Origin of the sequence: Paenibacillus campinasensis, assembly GCF_002272015.1 — a bacterium.
GTDB lineage: Bacteria > Bacillota > Bacilli > Paenibacillales > Paenibacillaceae > Paenibacillus_AQ > Paenibacillus_AQ campinasensis.
Genome location: NZ_NPBY01000028.1, coordinates 15,520 through 30,445, shown reverse-complemented (window position 1 = coordinate 30,445; position 14,926 = coordinate 15,520). Strand labels below are relative to the sequence as shown.

17 protein-coding genes are annotated in these 14,926 nt (G+C 54.3%); 4 read left to right on the top strand and 13 right to left on the bottom strand.

The window, feature by feature from the left end; genetic code table 11:
* Positions 1-325 precede the first annotated feature (325 nt).
* Positions 326-1,948, bottom strand: a complete 1,623-nt coding sequence (groL, locus tag CHH67_RS08730) for a chaperonin GroEL (protein ID WP_095264787.1) — start codon at positions 1,946-1,948, stop codon at positions 326-328.
* Positions 1,949-2,009: 61 nt separating this feature from the next.
* Entirely contained in the window at positions 2,010-2,291 is a 282-nt protein-coding gene (gene groES, locus CHH67_RS08725; protein ID WP_095264786.1) for a co-chaperone GroES, read from the bottom strand.
* A 379-nt stretch (positions 2,292-2,670) separates the two neighbouring features.
* Here groES and CHH67_RS08720 point away from each other — a divergent pair, with 379 nt between their 5' ends.
* Positions 2,671-3,258, top strand: a complete 588-nt coding sequence (locus tag CHH67_RS08720) for a TetR/AcrR family transcriptional regulator (protein WP_095264785.1) — start codon at positions 2,671-2,673, stop codon at positions 3,256-3,258.
* 181 nt (positions 3,259-3,439) lie between these two features.
* Here CHH67_RS08720 and tatC read toward each other — a convergent pair whose 3' ends face one another.
* The 5 genes from tatC to CHH67_RS08695 all read right to left on the bottom strand — a co-directional run bounded on the left by tatC (position 3,440) and on the right by CHH67_RS08695 (position 6,467).
* Positions 3,440-4,216 (bottom strand): twin-arginine translocase subunit TatC, encoded by a 777-nt coding sequence (tatC, locus tag CHH67_RS08715; RefSeq protein ID WP_095264784.1) that lies wholly within the window; start codon positions 4,214-4,216, stop codon positions 3,440-3,442.
* 81 nt (positions 4,217-4,297) lie between these two features.
* Entirely contained in the window at positions 4,298-4,534 is a 237-nt protein-coding gene (tatA, locus tag CHH67_RS08710) for a twin-arginine translocase TatA/TatE family subunit (protein ID WP_095264783.1), read from the bottom strand.
* 214 nt (positions 4,535-4,748) lie between these two features.
* Entirely contained in the window at positions 4,749-5,240 is a 492-nt protein-coding gene (locus tag CHH67_RS08705) for a MogA/MoaB family molybdenum cofactor biosynthesis protein (RefSeq protein ID WP_095264782.1), read from the bottom strand.
* Positions 5,241-5,298: 58 nt separating this feature from the next.
* Positions 5,299-5,781 (bottom strand): cyclic pyranopterin monophosphate synthase MoaC, encoded by a 483-nt coding sequence (gene moaC, locus CHH67_RS08700; RefSeq protein WP_095264781.1) that lies wholly within the window; start codon positions 5,779-5,781, stop codon positions 5,299-5,301.
* Positions 5,772-6,467 (bottom strand): 5-formyltetrahydrofolate cyclo-ligase, encoded by a 696-nt coding sequence (locus tag CHH67_RS08695; protein ID WP_095264780.1) that lies wholly within the window; start codon positions 6,465-6,467, stop codon positions 5,772-5,774. Before CHH67_RS08695 ends, moaC begins: the two co-directional genes overlap by 10 nt.
* Positions 6,468-6,642: 175 nt before the next feature.
* On the opposite strand from CHH67_RS08695, the gene CHH67_RS08690 reads away from it, so the two are divergent.
* Positions 6,643-8,592, top strand: coding sequence for an ABC-F family ATP-binding cassette domain-containing protein (locus CHH67_RS08690; RefSeq protein ID WP_095264779.1), 1,950 nt, complete (start codon positions 6,643-6,645; stop codon positions 8,590-8,592).
* 537 nt (positions 8,593-9,129) lie between these two features.
* Here CHH67_RS08690 and tsaD read toward each other — a convergent pair.
* The 6 genes from tsaD to CHH67_RS08660 all read right to left on the bottom strand — a co-directional run bounded on the left by tsaD (position 9,130) and on the right by CHH67_RS08660 (position 12,820).
* Positions 9,130-10,167: a tRNA (adenosine(37)-N6)-threonylcarbamoyltransferase complex transferase subunit TsaD gene (gene tsaD / locus CHH67_RS08685; protein ID WP_095264778.1), complete on the bottom strand. Its 1,038-nt coding sequence runs from the start codon at positions 10,165-10,167 to the stop codon at positions 9,130-9,132.
* Positions 10,164-10,634, bottom strand: a complete 471-nt coding sequence (rimI, locus tag CHH67_RS08680) for a ribosomal protein S18-alanine N-acetyltransferase (protein WP_095264823.1) — start codon at positions 10,632-10,634, stop codon at positions 10,164-10,166. Before rimI ends, tsaD begins: the two co-directional genes overlap by 4 nt.
* A 74-nt stretch (positions 10,635-10,708) precedes the next feature.
* Positions 10,709-11,497 (bottom strand): tRNA (adenosine(37)-N6)-threonylcarbamoyltransferase complex dimerization subunit type 1 TsaB, encoded by a 789-nt coding sequence (tsaB, locus tag CHH67_RS08675; RefSeq protein WP_095264777.1) that lies wholly within the window; start codon positions 11,495-11,497, stop codon positions 10,709-10,711.
* Between the two features lie 3 nt (positions 11,498-11,500).
* On the bottom strand, positions 11,501-12,016 hold the full coding sequence (tsaE, locus tag CHH67_RS08670) for a tRNA (adenosine(37)-N6)-threonylcarbamoyltransferase complex ATPase subunit type 1 TsaE (RefSeq protein ID WP_095264822.1): 516 nt from the start codon (positions 12,014-12,016) through the stop codon (positions 11,501-11,503).
* 328 nt (positions 12,017-12,344) lie between these two features.
* Positions 12,345-12,527, bottom strand: a complete 183-nt coding sequence (locus tag CHH67_RS08665) for an H-type small acid-soluble spore protein (RefSeq protein WP_095264776.1) — start codon at positions 12,525-12,527, stop codon at positions 12,345-12,347.
* Positions 12,527-12,820 (bottom strand): hypothetical protein, encoded by a 294-nt coding sequence (locus CHH67_RS08660; RefSeq protein WP_095264775.1) that lies wholly within the window; start codon positions 12,818-12,820, stop codon positions 12,527-12,529. Before CHH67_RS08660 ends, CHH67_RS08665 begins: the two co-directional genes overlap by 1 nt.
* Positions 12,821-13,087: 267 nt before the next feature.
* Between CHH67_RS08660 and ku the strand changes: the two genes are divergently transcribed.
* Both ku and CHH67_RS08650 read left to right on the top strand, forming a co-directional pair.
* Positions 13,088-14,017 (top strand): non-homologous end joining protein Ku, encoded by a 930-nt coding sequence (gene ku, locus CHH67_RS08655; RefSeq protein ID WP_095264774.1) that lies wholly within the window; start codon positions 13,088-13,090, stop codon positions 14,015-14,017.
* Between the two features lies 1 nt (position 14,018).
* A complete protein-coding gene (locus CHH67_RS08650) occupies positions 14,019-14,924 on the top strand; it encodes an ATP-dependent DNA ligase (RefSeq protein WP_095264773.1) in 906 nt (301 codons plus the stop codon).
* The last annotated feature ends 2 nt before the right edge of the window (positions 14,925-14,926 follow it).

Here is a 14,926-nt window from a genome sequence, read left to right as displayed (position 1 = left end):
GTATCCTTCGTATAGTCTAAGCTAGCACGTCCCCCTTTTCTCGATCTCCCTCTTTTATTGATATTGATTATCACTCTCATCTATTCTATCTTCCTTATTTTACATTGTAAAGTACTAAACTGAGATTCTCTTAGAGATGCTGCCTGATCTGGGGACATGAAGAAGATACACCTGGTAAACGGAAGTGGAGGCGACGGTCACTTGCGCCATCAATACAAATGGATACATCGTGCAAGAAGTGTGATTATATTCGTAATGCTAATGAAAAAGGCTCCCTCCCGGGAGCCCTTCATCTTGCCATATTGCAGGGTTGTTGAACCTTTTATTACATCATTCCACCCATGCCGCCCATGTCTGGAGCAGCAGCTGGTTTTTCTGGTTCAGGCTTGTCAGCGATCACCGCTTCAGTCGTCAGGAACATCGCTGCTACGGAAGCAGCGTTTTGCAGTGCGGAGCGAGTGACTTTCGCAGGGTCAACGATACCTGCTTCGAACATGTTCACCCACTCGTCAGTAGCAGCGTTGTAGCCGATACCGATTTGTTCTTTCTTCAGACGCTCAACGATGACGGAGCCTTCTTGACCCGCGTTCGCAGCGATCGTACGGATTGGCTCTTCAAGCGCACGCAGCACGATGTTCACGCCCGTCTTCTCGTCGCCTTCTGCGTCTACAGCAGCAACCGCAGCGTATACGTTCACGAGAGCCGTACCACCACCGGATACCATACCTTCTTCCACAGCAGCACGCGTAGCGTTCAGAGCATCTTCGATGCGCAGTTTGCGCTCTTTCAGCTCAGTTTCCGTAGCTGCGCCGACTTTGATTACGGCTACGCCGCCAGCCAGTTTAGCCAGACGCTCTTGCAGCTTCTCTTTGTCGAACTCGGAAGTGGTTTCTTCGAGCTGCGTACGGATTTGTTTCACGCGAGCTTCGATGTCTTCCTTGTTGCCTGCACCGTCAACGATGATGGTGTTTTCTTTCGTTACACGCACTTGACGAGCGGTACCGAGCTGCTCGATCGTTGCGGATTTCAGGTCAAGACCAAGCTCTTCGGTAATCACTTGACCACCAGTCAGAGCAGCGATGTCTTGCAGCATCGCTTTGCGGCGATCACCAAAGCCAGGCGCTTTAACAGCTACAGCGTTGAATGTGCCGCGCAGCTTGTTCACGATCAGCATCGCTTGCGCTTCGCCTTCGATGTCCTCTGCGATCAGAACAAGGGATTTGCCTTGTTGTACGATCTTCTCAAGGATTGGCAGAATTTCTTGCGTGTTGCTGATTTTTTTGTCGGTGATCAGGATGTATGGATTTTCAAGCACAGCTTCCATTTTATCCGTATCCGTAATCATGTATGGAGAGATGTAGCCACGATCGAATTGCATACCTTCTACGATTTCCATCTCTGTCAGGAAGCCGCGGGATTCTTCAACGGTGATAACGCCGTCTTTGCCCACTTTTTCCATCGCTTCAGCGATCAATTGTCCTACTTCTTCGTCCGCAGCGGACACGGAAGCAACCTGAGCGATTTCCTGCTTGTTTTTCACTTCTTTAGCAATGTTGTGCAGCTCGGTTACAGCCGCTTTAACCGCTTTGTCGATCCCTTTGCGAACAACCATAGGGTTAGCGCCAGCGGTTACGTTCTTCAGCCCTTCGCGAATCATCGCTTGAGCGAGCACAGTAGCTGTCGTTGTACCGTCACCGGCAACATCGTTTGTTTTCGTAGCAACTTCTTTAACAAGCTGAGCACCCATGTTCTCGAATGCATCTTCCAGCTCGATTTCTTTAGCAATGGTTACACCGTCATTCGTGATGAGCGGGCTTCCGAATTTTTTCTCAAGCACCACGTTGCGGCCTTTAGGACCGAGCGTTACTTTTACTGCATTAGCCAAAGCATCTACACCGCGAAGCATTGAGCGACGGGCTTCTTCACTGAACTTAATATCTTTTGCCATGGTATAACATACCTCCCTAGTCGATTATGGATATTCAAACATGATATATGCAGGCGCGTGATTAGCCTAAGATCGCGTGGATGTCGCTTTCTTTCATAATCAAGTATTCTTTACCTTCATATTTGATCTCTGTTCCGGCGTATTTGGAGAAAATGACACGGTCGCCTTCCTTCACTTCCAAAGGTACGCGAACACCGTCTTTCAGGGAGCCGCTGCCTACAGCAATGACTTTGCCTTCTTGCGGCTTTTCTTTAGCGGAATCAGGAAGTACAATCCCGAATGCCGTAGTTTCTTCTTGTTCGATCGGTTCTACCAATACGCGTTCACCTAAAGGTCTGATCATGAAAAATAGCCTCCTTTAAATATGTTGTACATGCTTTTATTACAAAAAGCCATATGTATTAGCACTCGACGTCTGCTAGTGCTAACAACCAACTTTATGATACTCAAGTTGTCACAAGATTTCAAGCCCTTTGCTCATTTTTTGATCAATTTTTTGGGACATGAAATCCTGCTTGCCCATGGCTGAAAACACCCCTCACCATTGTATCCAAGCCTGACCGAAATATGCCTATTATCCCGCGTGTCGATCCCCGTCGCTGCCAAGGCCGGAACCGGCCTCGAAATTTATCAAAACCCGCTTCCTGACCGATATGTTATGAAGAAACGCACGCTTAACCTGTCGGATTCTGAAGTCTAAAGCGAGGTCGAGGTGATCAATAATGTATGAGCTCACCGATGAATGCAGCATGGAGCACAGCACCCAGGCGATGAAGTCCGCCCTGATCGAGCTGATTCTGGATCAAGGCTACGATCAGGTAACCCTCTCCGATATCGTCCGAACAGCGGGCACCCATCCGGATACCTTCCGCGAACATTTTGCGGATAAAGACGAACTGCTTGAGCGGGTGACAAACGATTTTCTGAACGGTCTGGGACATGTCTTGATTCGCCCCTATGTACGATCTCGAACGCTCCACGCCAATCAGCTGGCTGCTGAAGCACTACGAATCTTTCGCTATATCTATGAACACCGGCCGGTATTCCAGGCGCTGCTGGCCACTCCTGCCAATCTGCATCAGCGACTGTACAGCCGGATTCGGTCGCATCAATCGACCACGGTCCGGCTGCTGAGTGGCCGACCTGAAGAGATCGATGACGACCTCCTGATCAGCTACACCATAACGACAGCTCTGGGGCTTGTGATGGAATGGGCGAGGCAGGGCTTCAAAGCTACCGCCGTCGACATGGTCCGGCAATTGAACGAGCTTGTAGGCACGAGACTCAGCAATCCGGCCTGCCGGCCATGATCCATCGGCCACACGAGCTGCCGGCACCCCCGCTCCCTTGAACCGCCCATAAAAAAAGACAGATCGCTTATTCCATAGGTCACGATCTGTCCACTGTTAATATCCTGATTGTTGAATGACTTGGCAGCCTGTCAGTAAGCTCCTTCCCTGCTGAACCCATCGCCCGCTGAGCCTGAACTGCCTAGTTGTCGTCCTCGCTGACCTGCACATACCGGCTTTCTCTTTCCATATCCGCCTCCAGCTGCTTCCGGTAGATCGCTGCCGACAGGAACACACTGAACTCATACAGCAGCAGCAGCGGAATCGTCACCAGGAAATCGGAGATGAAATCCGGCGGCGTAATAACAACCGCGATAAAGACCAGTGCAAAATAGGCCAGCTTGCGCATCTTTTTCAATCTTAACGGATTTAATATCCGGATTTTCGTCAAAAACATGACCACCAGCGGCAGCTCAAACACCAGCGCCAGCGGCAGCACCAGATTAAACATGAAATTGAAATACGAGATAATTCCGTACGTCTCCGTCAGTCCCATGTTCTGGGTGATCGTTGTCGTAAACGTCAAGGTCATCGGGAAGACGATATAGTAACCGAACAGCACCCCGACAATAAACAACAGAAACGCATAAGGAATATAGGCGACCGTGGCCTTCTGCTCCTCCTTGCGTAGTCCTGGCTTCACAAAGGCCCAGAGCTGGTAGATGATGAACGGAATCGAGATGACGAGCGAGAACACGGCTGCAATCTTCATGTAAATGCCAATGCCATCCCAAAAAGAGAGCGCATGCAGCTCGAACGTGCGGGCATGCTTCGCTTCAATCAAGTATCTGTATATCGGATCCGCCACGAACAGCCCCGCAATCAGCCCGGCTACAAATACAATGAGGACCACAATGATCCGCTTGCGCAGCTCGCCCAAATGCTCCGTTAACGCCATTTGCTTCATTTGATCAGACATATTTGAACTCACACCATCCTATCTGTAACCCGTGACATAAGAAAATCCCTCCCGAAGGAAGGGATATTCCCACACCAACCGTTATTCAGGCAGACGTTTGTTATCCGCCTTCGTTTCTTCCACTGCCGCCGTCTGGCGAGCTTGATCTTCCTTCTTCGGAGCCGGCTCGTCTTCGATAATCTCACGGGCGCCGTTCTTGAATTCACGGAACGTTCTTCCGACCGCACGGCCAAGCTCCGGCAATTTATTCGGACCGAACAACAGCAGCGCCAAAATCACGAGCAAGATTAAGCCCGGTACACCTATTGTACTACCCATTCTATGTTTCCTCCTTGTCCTGTGTTGCTGACCTTCAAGGACCTATTGGGATATTTGTCCACAGTCGATACTCCGGCACAGCTTGCCATCATTGTCACATTGATTCCAGCATACCATAATATTTAACAACTATACAGATGACGTTCTTGCAAAAAGCGCGAAAGCGCGAAAGAATTACCGGCTCGACAAGCCTGAAACGCCTGTCCGATCTGTCCTACAACTGCTCCCGGTATTGCCCCGTCACCATCAAGAGCGCCTCGGGAAGCTGATCCATGACGGCCGCCAGATTCTCATGGACACCCTTCGGGGACCCCGGCAGGTTCAGAATCAGCGTCCGCCCGCGGATGCCGCATATTCCGCGGAACAGCATCGCCGCCCGGTTCTTCTGCATGACCGTCGCTCTCATCGCCTCGGCGATGCCAGGGACCTCGCGTTCGACGACCCGCTTGGTCGCCTCTGGTGTGACATCCCGAATCGCCAGCTCCGTTCCGCCGGTTGTCAGCACCAGATCCAGCTGATAGTAGTCTGTCAGTTCAATCAGCGCCGCAATAATTTCATCCTGCTCGTCCGGGACGATCCGGTATTCAATAATTTCTCCACCAAGCTCTTCTTCCACCAGTTCCCGGATAACCTGGGCGCTCGTATCTTCACGCTCCCCCCGCGCGCCTTTGTCGCTCGCGGTCAGGATCGCCGTTTTCCACACCATGAAGTCCCCTCTCCCTTCCCTCTCTATCCGAAACTTTGTATTTATCCTGCTCTTTAATTCATTGCTCGCTCTGTTCCTTTATGTAATCGCCGCTTTTTCCGCCGGTTTTGCGAACCAGCATCGTCGGCCCGATCACCATATCCTTCTGAAGCGCCTTGCACATATCATAGACGGTCAGCGCCGCAGCCGAAACGGCCGTCAAAGCCTCCATCTCAACCCCCGTCTTGCCTGTCGTTCTCACTGTGGCCTCGACATACAGCTCGTCCTTCGCATTATCGGCGAACGTGATGTCAATTCCGGTCAGCGGCAGCGGGTGGCACATCGGGATGAAGTCCGCTGTTTTCTTCGCCGCCATAACGCCAGCCACCTGGGCCACCGCCAGCACGTCTCCTTTACCGATCTTGCCCTCCTGAATTTTGACCAGGGTATCCGGATGCATCGTAACCGTCGTGCGGGCCGTGGCCGTGCGGGCGGTCACTTCCTTGTCGCTAATATCGACCATGCGGGCTCTGCCCTGTGTGTTAAAATGACTCAGTTCCATCCTTCACCCTCCGTATGCTGCTCGTTTCGTGTCGTACAGCCCTCGTTCGTAACCAGGCCGTCCAGTACCGCATCATGCCTGTCCATGGGCACCTGATCCACGACTTGAATCTCGTAGGCAAGCCCCATCCACATCGTGCTCTTGCTTGTGCCAGGCGCATTCCGTTCCGGGTCCTGACGCAGCCTGTTCAACTTGTCATGCAGCCGGTCGTAGTACCCTCCCCCGTATCCGAGCCTGCCGCCCTTCCTGTCAAAAGCAAGTCCCGGGACCCACACGATCTCCGGGGCAGCATCCTCATGCCGCTCTGCAGCAGCAGGGTCCGGCTCAAGAATGCCGTAAGCTCCCGGTACGAGCTGATCCCAGCTGCGCAGCAGGTACAGCTCCATCGACCTGTCGCGGGGAATGCTTCGCGGCACGAGCACCTCGATGCCTGCCCCCCACGCCCATTCAACAAGCGGCCGGGAATCCAGCTCGGAGCGAAACGGGACGTAGACCAGCATCCGCTGCAAGCCGCGCTGCTCCATTAGCTGGGCCGCATGCCGGCAGGCAAGGAACGAAAGCTCCTGCCGCGCTTTCTCGGCAAGCGCATCTCGCCGCTTCGACATCTGCTGCCTGAGCTGCTGTTTCAACTGACGCTGCTGCTTGGCCGGAGGTCCGATCTGATACTCACTCTCAAAAGGCAACATGACCTGTCCCCTCACGTTGATTTAAGTTTAGTTTACCACTGTTACCCTCGTTCGCCAAGAATCCCCCCAGCCTCTTTCAAGGTCGATTGTTCGACCATTTTCATGTAAACTGAAAATTAGAATAGAAGATTTGCATATCATCGATGCATACAGAAATATGGAGGTTCCTTATCATATGCTGCTGCAAGCTAATGGCATTACGAAATTATATGGTGTTACCCCTGTGCTTGAAGGAATCCATCTTCAGGTGCTGGAAAGAGAGCGGATCGGTCTTGTCGGCGTTAATGGCGCAGGCAAGTCGACCCTTCTGAAAATACTCGCAGGCGAGATGTCCTATGACAGCGGACAAATCTTCAAGGCCAAGGAAACGACCGTCGGTTATCTCGCCCAGAATAGCGGACTGCAATCCGAGCGGACCATCTGGGAGGAAATGCTCGACGTATTCACCCCGCTGCTGGAGACTGAACGGGAACTGCGCCAGATGGAGCAGCTGATTGCCGATCCGAAATCGAGCGAGGACCCGAAGCGCTACCAGGACCTGCTGGACCGCTACGCCGTCCGCTCAGACTGGTTCAAGGACCACGGCGGGTATGAGATCGAAACGCGGATTCGCAGCGTACTGCACGGGATGGGCTTCGGCTCCTTCGCACCGGACACGCCGATCGCCACGCTCAGCGGCGGGCAGAAGACCCGGCTGGCGCTGGCCAAACTGCTGCTGCAAGCTCCGGACCTGCTGATGCTGGACGAGCCGACGAACCATCTGGACATCGCCACGCTGACCTGGCTCGAAGACTACCTGCGCGGCTATGCAGGCGCACTCGTCGTTGTGTCCCATGACCGCTACTTTCTGGATCGGCTCGTGACGACCATTGTCGAGATTGAACGCCGCCACTCGAAGCGTTACACCGGCAATTACAGCCGCTACATCGAGCTGAAGGCGGCCGAATACGAATCCCAGATGAAGCAGTACGAGAAGCAGCAGGATGAGATTGCCCGCATGGAGGCGTTCATTCAGCGCAATCTGGTCCGGGCTTCAACGACCAAGCGTGCGCAGAGCCGGCGCAAGGCGCTGGAAAAGATGGATCGCATGGACAGACCGATGGGGGAGCTAAAGAAGGCTCACTTTTCGTTTGAAGTGGAATATATGTCTGGCAAAGACGTGCTTCAGGTGAGCGGTTTATCCGTCGCCTTTGAACCGGGAAGTCCGCTGTTCCGGGACGTCTCCTTCGATCTGCATCGCGGCGAGACCGTGGCGCTGATCGGGCCCAACGGTGTCGGCAAATCCACGCTGCTCAAATGCCTGATCGGCACGATGCAGCCTTCAGAGGGAAGCTTTCAGTGGGGCACGAAGGTCAAGCTCGGTTATTACGACCAGGAGCAATCGGAGCTCAATCCGAACCATACCGTGCTGGAAGAGCTGTGGAGTGCTTATCCGCATATGGAAGAAGCCCGAATCCGGACCGTGCTTGGCAACTTCCTGTTCAGCGGCGAAGATGTGCTCAAGAAGATCAGCTCATTAAGCGGCGGGGAGAAAGCCAGGGTCTCTCTGGCCAAGCTGATGCTCCTTGAAGCCAACATGCTCATTCTGGACGAACCGACCAACCATCTGGACCTGTATAGCAAAGAGGTGCTGGAATCCGCCCTCATGGATTATGAGGGGACACTCCTGTTCATCTCCCATGACCGCTACTTCCTGAACAAAATGGCCGAGCGCATCGTCGAGCTTCATCCGGACGGCGTTCAGCATTTCCTGGGCAATTACGACGACTACACCGAGAAGAAGCAGGAGCTGCTGGACTTCAACGATGAGCCCTCCGAGCCCTTTGCGCGGCATTCGGCCAAGACGGAGAATAAACCGGAGGCTCCGGAGAAGCAGGGCGCAGTATCCTTTGAAGCCGAGAAGCAGGCGAAACGGGAGGAGCGCAGCCGCAAACGGAAGCTGGCGAGCCTGGAGGAGCAGATTCATACACTGGAGACGGAGATTGCCCAGATTGAAGAAGAGATGACCCGTCCAGAAATTTTTCAGGATTATGTGGCGCTTCAGGAGCGGCAGGAAACCGTCGACAACAAAAAAGAATTGCTGGAGCAAATTTTTGCCGAATGGGAGTCCCTGCTGGAGGAATAAAAAAATTTCACAAACCTGTTTCAAAATCGAATATTGCACTTATGCACAGCGTTATCCCCAGCTTTAGTGTATAAGTAGGATTTGAAAATGGCCTTCGCGGCCATTTTTTTGTTGTTCTGCACCCATTTCCGCGCAATATCCAGCTTTATCCACTAAATTATTCACATTATCCACAAAAAAATCCCGGGTTTCTGAAAAGAATATCCCCTCTTTTCAATCCGTCTTCAAACGCCGTTATTTCGACATTTTTCTTACTTATACACAATTTTCACAGGATATGTGGATAACGTTGTGCACATCTTGACAAGAATCGCCACACTTTTGCGGACGTACTTGCGACCTCCATCACGATAAAAAAGAGCAGTCCCGTTTGGACCGGACACACTCCCGGCAGCCGCCGCCCAAGTCAAGATCTCATCTCGACGAACGTCTGCAAGGGGAATGCATCCGGTCAACCCGGAACTGCCCTCTGGAATATTCATGGAACTATCGCATGCCATCGCCACAGCATGCCAAGCATGCCGCTAACGTGTTGACTTACATCCAGCTTTCCAGCGAAAGCTGCGGATCTGCCTTCAAATCAAGCGGATCTTGACGCTCCCGCTTCCATTTCAGATGTGCGGCCGCCGCAATCATCGCCCCGTTGTCCGTGCAATATTTAAACGGCGGGATGGTGAGCTGAATCCCTTCGGCCTCGCAGCGGTCTGTCAGCGCCGTCCGCAGGCCCTTGTTAGCAGCCACACCGCCGCATAGCAGCAGCTGCTTCGCTCCGAACTGCTTCACAGCCCGGACGGCCTTCTCCACCAGCACTTCCACCACCGATTCCTGGAAGCCGCGGGCAATCGCTCCGGCCGGCACGTCTTCCCCGCGCATCTTGCTCTGGTTAACCGCGTTCAGCACCGCGGATTTCAGTCCGCTGAAGCTGAAGTCATAGGAGTCCGCCTCCAGCCAGACGCGCGGCAAATCGGCTGCCGCCTCGGCTTCAAGCGCGAGACGATCCACGTGAGGCCCGCCCGGATACGGAAACCCGAGCGCACGGGCTACCTTGTCGTACGCTTCGCCCACCGCATCATCTCTCGTTCTGCCGATCAGCTCGAAGCTGCCTTCCTCTTTCATATACACCAGCTCCGTATGTCCGCCGGATACGACCAGCGCCATCGTCGGATATTCAATCTCGCCTACGAAGCGGTTCGCATAGATATGCCCCGCAATATGATGCGTGCCAATCAGCGGCTTGTTCAAGGCAAACGCCAGGCTTTTCGCCGCCATCATTCCTACGAGAAGCGCCCCGACCAGCCCGGGCCCCTGCGTCACCGCAATCGCCGACAAATCGTTCTTCCCGATGCCGGCCTCGCGGATGGCTTCCTCTATTATGTTCGTAATGCTCTCGACATGTTTCCGCGAGGCCACCTCAGGCACCACCCCGCCAAAAGCCTTATGGGTTTCAATCTGGCTGGCGATGACGCTGGAGAGCACCTCGCATCCGTCCTTCACCACAGCGACCGAGGTTTCGTCACAGCTTGTCTCAATCGCCAATATACAGCTATGCTGCCGATCCGTCTTTATATCATTCATGATAGCCTTTGACTTCCTTCCGTGCCTTCGTCCTCCCGGTAGGGAGGCAAGTCCGCCCACATAATCATCGCATCCTCATGGTTATCGGAGTAGTATCCTTTGCGGATGCCGGCTGGCCTGAACCCTTTTTTCAAATAGAGCCTCTGGGCAACATGGTTGGACACCCGGACCTCCAGCGTAATCTTCTCCATCCCCATATAAGCCGCCGTCTTCATCAGCTCCGTTAACAGCCGGTCCCCCCATTTGCGGCCGCGATAGGCCTCCTTGAGGGCAATGTTCGTAATATGCGCTTCATCTACGATCGTCCACATGCCGGCATACCCGATCGTCCGGCCTTCATATTCCATCACCATATAATGAGCAAAATGGTTCAGCTTCAGTTCATTATGGAACGCTTCCTCCGTCCAGGGGACGGTGAAGGCTTCCCTCTCCACGGCCAGAACATCAGGGATATCCTGCTCCGTCATTAATCTGAAGCTCAAGCCTTCCTCATCCCATGGCGCGCTCGATTGCGACTCGTTCACTCGTTCCGACGCTCCCTTCACCGTTTCCGAAGCAGGTTCGCTTCCGCCTCGGACAACTGTGTGTAGTTCGGCACCAGCGAATGCGGCTCGTCCGCCTCTTGGGCCAACAGCCGCTTGGCGCCGAGATACCCGACCCAGCGGCCCTCCAGCGAATAAGGCGAAATCGATACCCCGGTCCCCGCGAATCCTTCCAGCTCCCTTGCCGCCTCGGCATGAATGTCGACCTCGCCGACAAAAAAGACGTGCTGCGGCCTGCGCTGCTCAGGCAGCCCGGCAATCCGCTCCTTAATCTCTTGAAGCCACGTCTGCATCAGACGGATGCCGTCGTTCTCCAGACGCACCGGCGCACTCATCTCGCTGCCCTCCGTCCCGAACAGGGCGGTATACACCTGCCCGCGCCGCGCGTCCAGCAGCGGAACGATCCAGCTGCCGCCTTCGGGCGGCTGCCCATTCTTCACCGCAGCCACAAGGCCGCCCCATGCCAGCGCGTGCAGGCTGGACACGCCGACGACCGGCAGATTCAGTGTCCAGGCCAAGGTTTTGGCTGCCGTAACGGCAATGCGTATGCCCGTATAAGAACCGGGGCCGACGCCGACCGCTATGCCACTTACCTCGTCCATCGTCATCCCGGCTTGCTGCAGCGCCTCGGCCATGACCGGATGAAGATGCACCGAATGGTTGCGCTCTGCGCTTGTGTTCATTTCGGTCAGCAGCGTCATTTCCTCCAGCACCGACACGGCCAGCTGCGCCGTGGACGTATCTAACGCCAAAAACCGCTGGCGCGGCTCTGTGTTATGATCATTCATTTTCTATTTACCCCATTTTTCAGTCAATTCCCGGCACCAGCTGCCGTACGGCTCGCCAACGCTTGTCAGCGTGATGGTGCGGTGAAACTCATCGATCGTCTCCATGTGAATATGAAGGTATTGCTCCGGCAGCAGCTCCGTAATGAGACGGCTCCACTCCACAATGCATACCCCATCTCCGTAAAAATATTCATCCAGCCCCAGCTCGTCCGCCTCATCCAGCGACAGCCGATAGACATCCATATGATACAGGGGGAGCCGTCCCGCATACTCCTTAATAATCGTGAACGTCGGACTGTTCACAACGCCGCTGACGCCCAGCTGCTTCGCAAAGCCCTGGGAGAATGCCGTCTTCCCGGCCCCGAGATCCCCGTCCAGCCCGATCACCGTGCCCGGCTCCGCCTTGTCTGCCAGCCAGGCAGCCAGCCGCTGTGTATCCTCCGGCCCCGAGGAGGTCAGTTGGAACTGTGCTTCGCTATGGCTTTTATCCACCGTTAACCCACCTTTATCCTGCTGCATGAAGATGAACAACTTGTCCCCTATCCATGCTGCAATAACCTGATCTTCATTATATCGGTCCGCTTTCCCCCCTGCAAGGATTGTTGATCAGCAAGGAAGCCCGGAGTCCAAACATAATCCGGCAGCATACCGCATATCTTCATCTACAGCGCTGGGTGCAGTTATGAAAAAACACCTTTATCCTCGCCCGGCCTTCATGTACAAGCACGGAATCGGATGAAAGGTGTTTGACGTTCGCTTAATCTCGATATCGCATCTATATCATTGTATATCGGTGCACATACAGAATGAAGCATAAGGCAGCAGCTAGGCAGCCGGGAGCATGCTGCTATTCATCTTCCTTGAGCCTGTCCACGTTGACGGTCAGCGTATTGGTCGGACGCGAACCGACCTGAACTGTCGCCATGCCATTATGCGGGTCCACATGCTCAATCCATACCGGCTCGCCTTCCAGGCTCACCTTATAGGTTTCGCTGGCGTTATATATATCCATTGCACGTTGTATATCCATCAGTCATCTCCTTCCTGCGCTTCTCGCGGCGCTTCGTTCACCTGCTTCATCGTATCGGTGGTGGAGGCACCGATCCAGCCGTTGTCCTCGGTCACATTGCCTCCACCCAGACCTTCATTGATCATCCGGTCGATATCAAACATCGTCGACTCCCGGCCAGCCGGATCTTCCTTGCTTGAGGTCAGTCGGCTCCAGTCCGGTTGATGTCCGGACACCGGACCCGAAGAGGCATGATCGGAGGCCCGATCCTTCTGAATCTCTTCGGACTGTCTGTTTGCTTCAGGCTTCAGCATGACGGTATCCCTCCTTGATATGACGCATCACCGTCAATATGCCACATTCATGCCGGGATTATTCCCGGAACTGAAGGAGTCCAAGCCGGCAGGGCCCTTTGTGGTCGATTTGGAGCTTTTATATTTGCCATAGGTTTTGGGCAAGCTAGTAGAAACTGCTATATTGCGGATTTGTGCCCCTATAGGTTCATTCATTCAGGAATCATATCAGCCACAGATCGAGCGGAACGGTACAGCCGAATCTTTATCAATAGGAGGGTTTCATCGATGCATACGGTATGGAAGGGCGCGATCAGCTTCGGACTGGTCCACGTCCCTGTCAAAATGTTCTCCGCCACCGAGGACAAAGACATCTCGATGCGCTATGTCCATAAGGAATGCGGCAGCCCGCTGTCGTATGTGCGCAAATGTCCGGTCTGCGAGGAGGAGGTTGGCTGGGAGGAAATCTCGCGAGGATATGAATATGAGAAAGGAAAGTTTGTGCTGTTTGAAAAAGAAGAGCTCGACCAGCTTGCCGGAGAGAACAACAAGAACATCACGATTCTTGATTTTGTTGATTTGAAGGAAATTGACCCGATCTATTTCCAGAAAACCTACTACCTCTCCCCCGACCAGGCGGGAACGAACGCCTATCGATTGCTTATGGAAGCGATGCGTCAATCCGGCAAAATCGGCATTGCCAAAATGGCGATCCGCTCCAAAAGCAGCCTAGCCGCCATCCGCGTGCTGGATGACTGCCTGTCGATCGAGACGATTTTCTATCCGGATGAGATCCGCCCGATTTCACAGGTGCCGAACCTGCCGGAAAAAGCCGAAGTGAACGATAAAGAGCTGGACATGGCCCGCCTTCTCATCGACCAGCTTTCCACACCGTTCGATCCGGAAAAATATACCGACGATTACCGCGAGCGGCTGCTTGATCTGATCAACAGCAAGGTGACTGGCGAAGAGATCAAGATTGCCCCGGCCCGCCAGGAGACCAATGTGGTCGATCTGATGGCTGCCCTGCAGGCCAGCATCGAAGCGGTGAAGCCGATCGGAACCGATCCGGGCACCGCCACCAAGCCGCGTAAGAAAACGACGCGCAAGACAGCAGCCAAGGAGCCTGCTGCTAAAGCCAGCGGTGATCAAACGGAGCCGGAAGGCCCGAAGCCGAAGCGCCGGACCAAATCGAAGAAGACCGAGACCGGTTCCTGATATGAAATCGCTAGAGGAATTGCTTCCGAAGGAGCCTATGGCTCCGATATCAACAGATGCGTTGCTGGACGGCGAGGAATGGGGCTACCAGCTGAAATGGGATGGCGTCCGGATTCTCGCCACGCTGGATCAGGGCCGCGTCTCGCTCTATTCCCGCAAGCTCCTGAACAAAACCTCGCTCTACCCCGAAGTGGTCCATGCCGTCGAGAAGCTCGGCCGTCGCCGTCTGCTGCTGGATGGCGAGGTTGTTTTTTTCGATCCGGAGCTCAGTCGGCCTGTGTTCCAAAAAGTGCTTCAGCGCGAGCGATCGCGCAGCGCAGGTGCCGGTGCGCCGGCTTTTACCTATGTGCTGTTCGATCTGCTCATTGACGGCAGCGAAGACCTGCGTACGCTCCCCTATGTGGAGCGGCATCAGCGGCTGAAAGCCCTCGCGCCGAACATCCCCGGATTAATCATAACCGATCTGTTTCAGGAGGGGGCCAGCCTGTGGCAATGGGCGGAGGAACGCGGCTGGGAGGGCGTTGTGATGAAGCGCCTGGCCTCCCCATACCGGGAAGGGAAGAAGCATAAAGACTGGTATAAGAAGAAAATCGCCGTCGAGATGGACGCCTCGGCGATGGCTCTTATCATAAGAGAAGGGCGCGTGGCCAGCCTTGTGCTGTTTAACGAAGAGGGCCATTATATCGGCCGAGCTTCACTCGGCCTGAACGAGCAGACCAAGGCGCGACTGCTTAACTATGCCGGACAGCATCGCGCCGAGCTTCATCCCCCCGTCCTTCATGCCGACTTGAAGAAAGAGCAGCTGATGTGGCTAAGCCGGCCCATCCAGGTATCCGTTACCTTTCTGGAATGGAGCCAGGACGGCCTGATGCGCCACCCGAAGCTGCTCGCCATAGAAGGGGTGTAGCG

Coding starts and splice junctions, on each gene's coding strand:
- groL (WP_095264787.1), bottom strand. CDS start 1,948: ATGGCAAAAGATATTAAGTTCAGTGAAGAAGCCCGTCGCTCAATGCTT.
- groES (WP_095264786.1), bottom strand. CDS start 2,291: ATGATCAGACCTTTAGGTGAACGCGTATTGGTAGAACCGATCGAACAA.
- CHH67_RS08720 (WP_095264785.1), top strand. CDS start 2,671: ATGTATGAGCTCACCGATGAATGCAGCATGGAGCACAGCACCCAGGCG.
- tatC (WP_095264784.1), bottom strand. CDS start 4,216: ATGTCTGATCAAATGAAGCAAATGGCGTTAACGGAGCATTTGGGCGAG.
- tatA (WP_095264783.1), bottom strand. CDS start 4,534: ATGGGTAGTACAATAGGTGTACCGGGCTTAATCTTGCTCGTGATTTTG.
- CHH67_RS08705 (WP_095264782.1), bottom strand. CDS start 5,240: ATGGTGTGGAAAACGGCGATCCTGACCGCGAGCGACAAAGGCGCGCGG.
- moaC (WP_095264781.1), bottom strand. CDS start 5,781: ATGGAACTGAGTCATTTTAACACACAGGGCAGAGCCCGCATGGTCGAT.
- CHH67_RS08695 (WP_095264780.1), bottom strand. CDS start 6,467: ATGTTGCCTTTTGAGAGTGAGTATCAGATCGGACCTCCGGCCAAGCAG.
- CHH67_RS08690 (WP_095264779.1), top strand. CDS start 6,643: ATGCTGCTGCAAGCTAATGGCATTACGAAATTATATGGTGTTACCCCT.
- tsaD (WP_095264778.1), bottom strand. CDS start 10,167: ATGAATGATATAAAGACGGATCGGCAGCATAGCTGTATATTGGCGATT.
- rimI (WP_095264823.1), bottom strand. CDS start 10,634: ATGACGGAGCAGGATATCCCTGATGTTCTGGCCGTGGAGAGGGAAGCC.
- tsaB (WP_095264777.1), bottom strand. CDS start 11,497: ATGAATGATCATAACACAGAGCCGCGCCAGCGGTTTTTGGCGTTAGAT.
- tsaE (WP_095264822.1), bottom strand. CDS start 12,016: ATGCAGCAGGATAAAGGTGGGTTAACGGTGGATAAAAGCCATAGCGAA.
- CHH67_RS08665 (WP_095264776.1), bottom strand. CDS start 12,527: ATGGATATACAACGTGCAATGGATATATATAACGCCAGCGAAACCTAT.
- CHH67_RS08660 (WP_095264775.1), bottom strand. CDS start 12,820: ATGCTGAAGCCTGAAGCAAACAGACAGTCCGAAGAGATTCAGAAGGAT.
- ku (WP_095264774.1), top strand. CDS start 13,088: ATGCATACGGTATGGAAGGGCGCGATCAGCTTCGGACTGGTCCACGTC.
- CHH67_RS08650 (WP_095264773.1), top strand. CDS start 14,019: ATGAAATCGCTAGAGGAATTGCTTCCGAAGGAGCCTATGGCTCCGATA.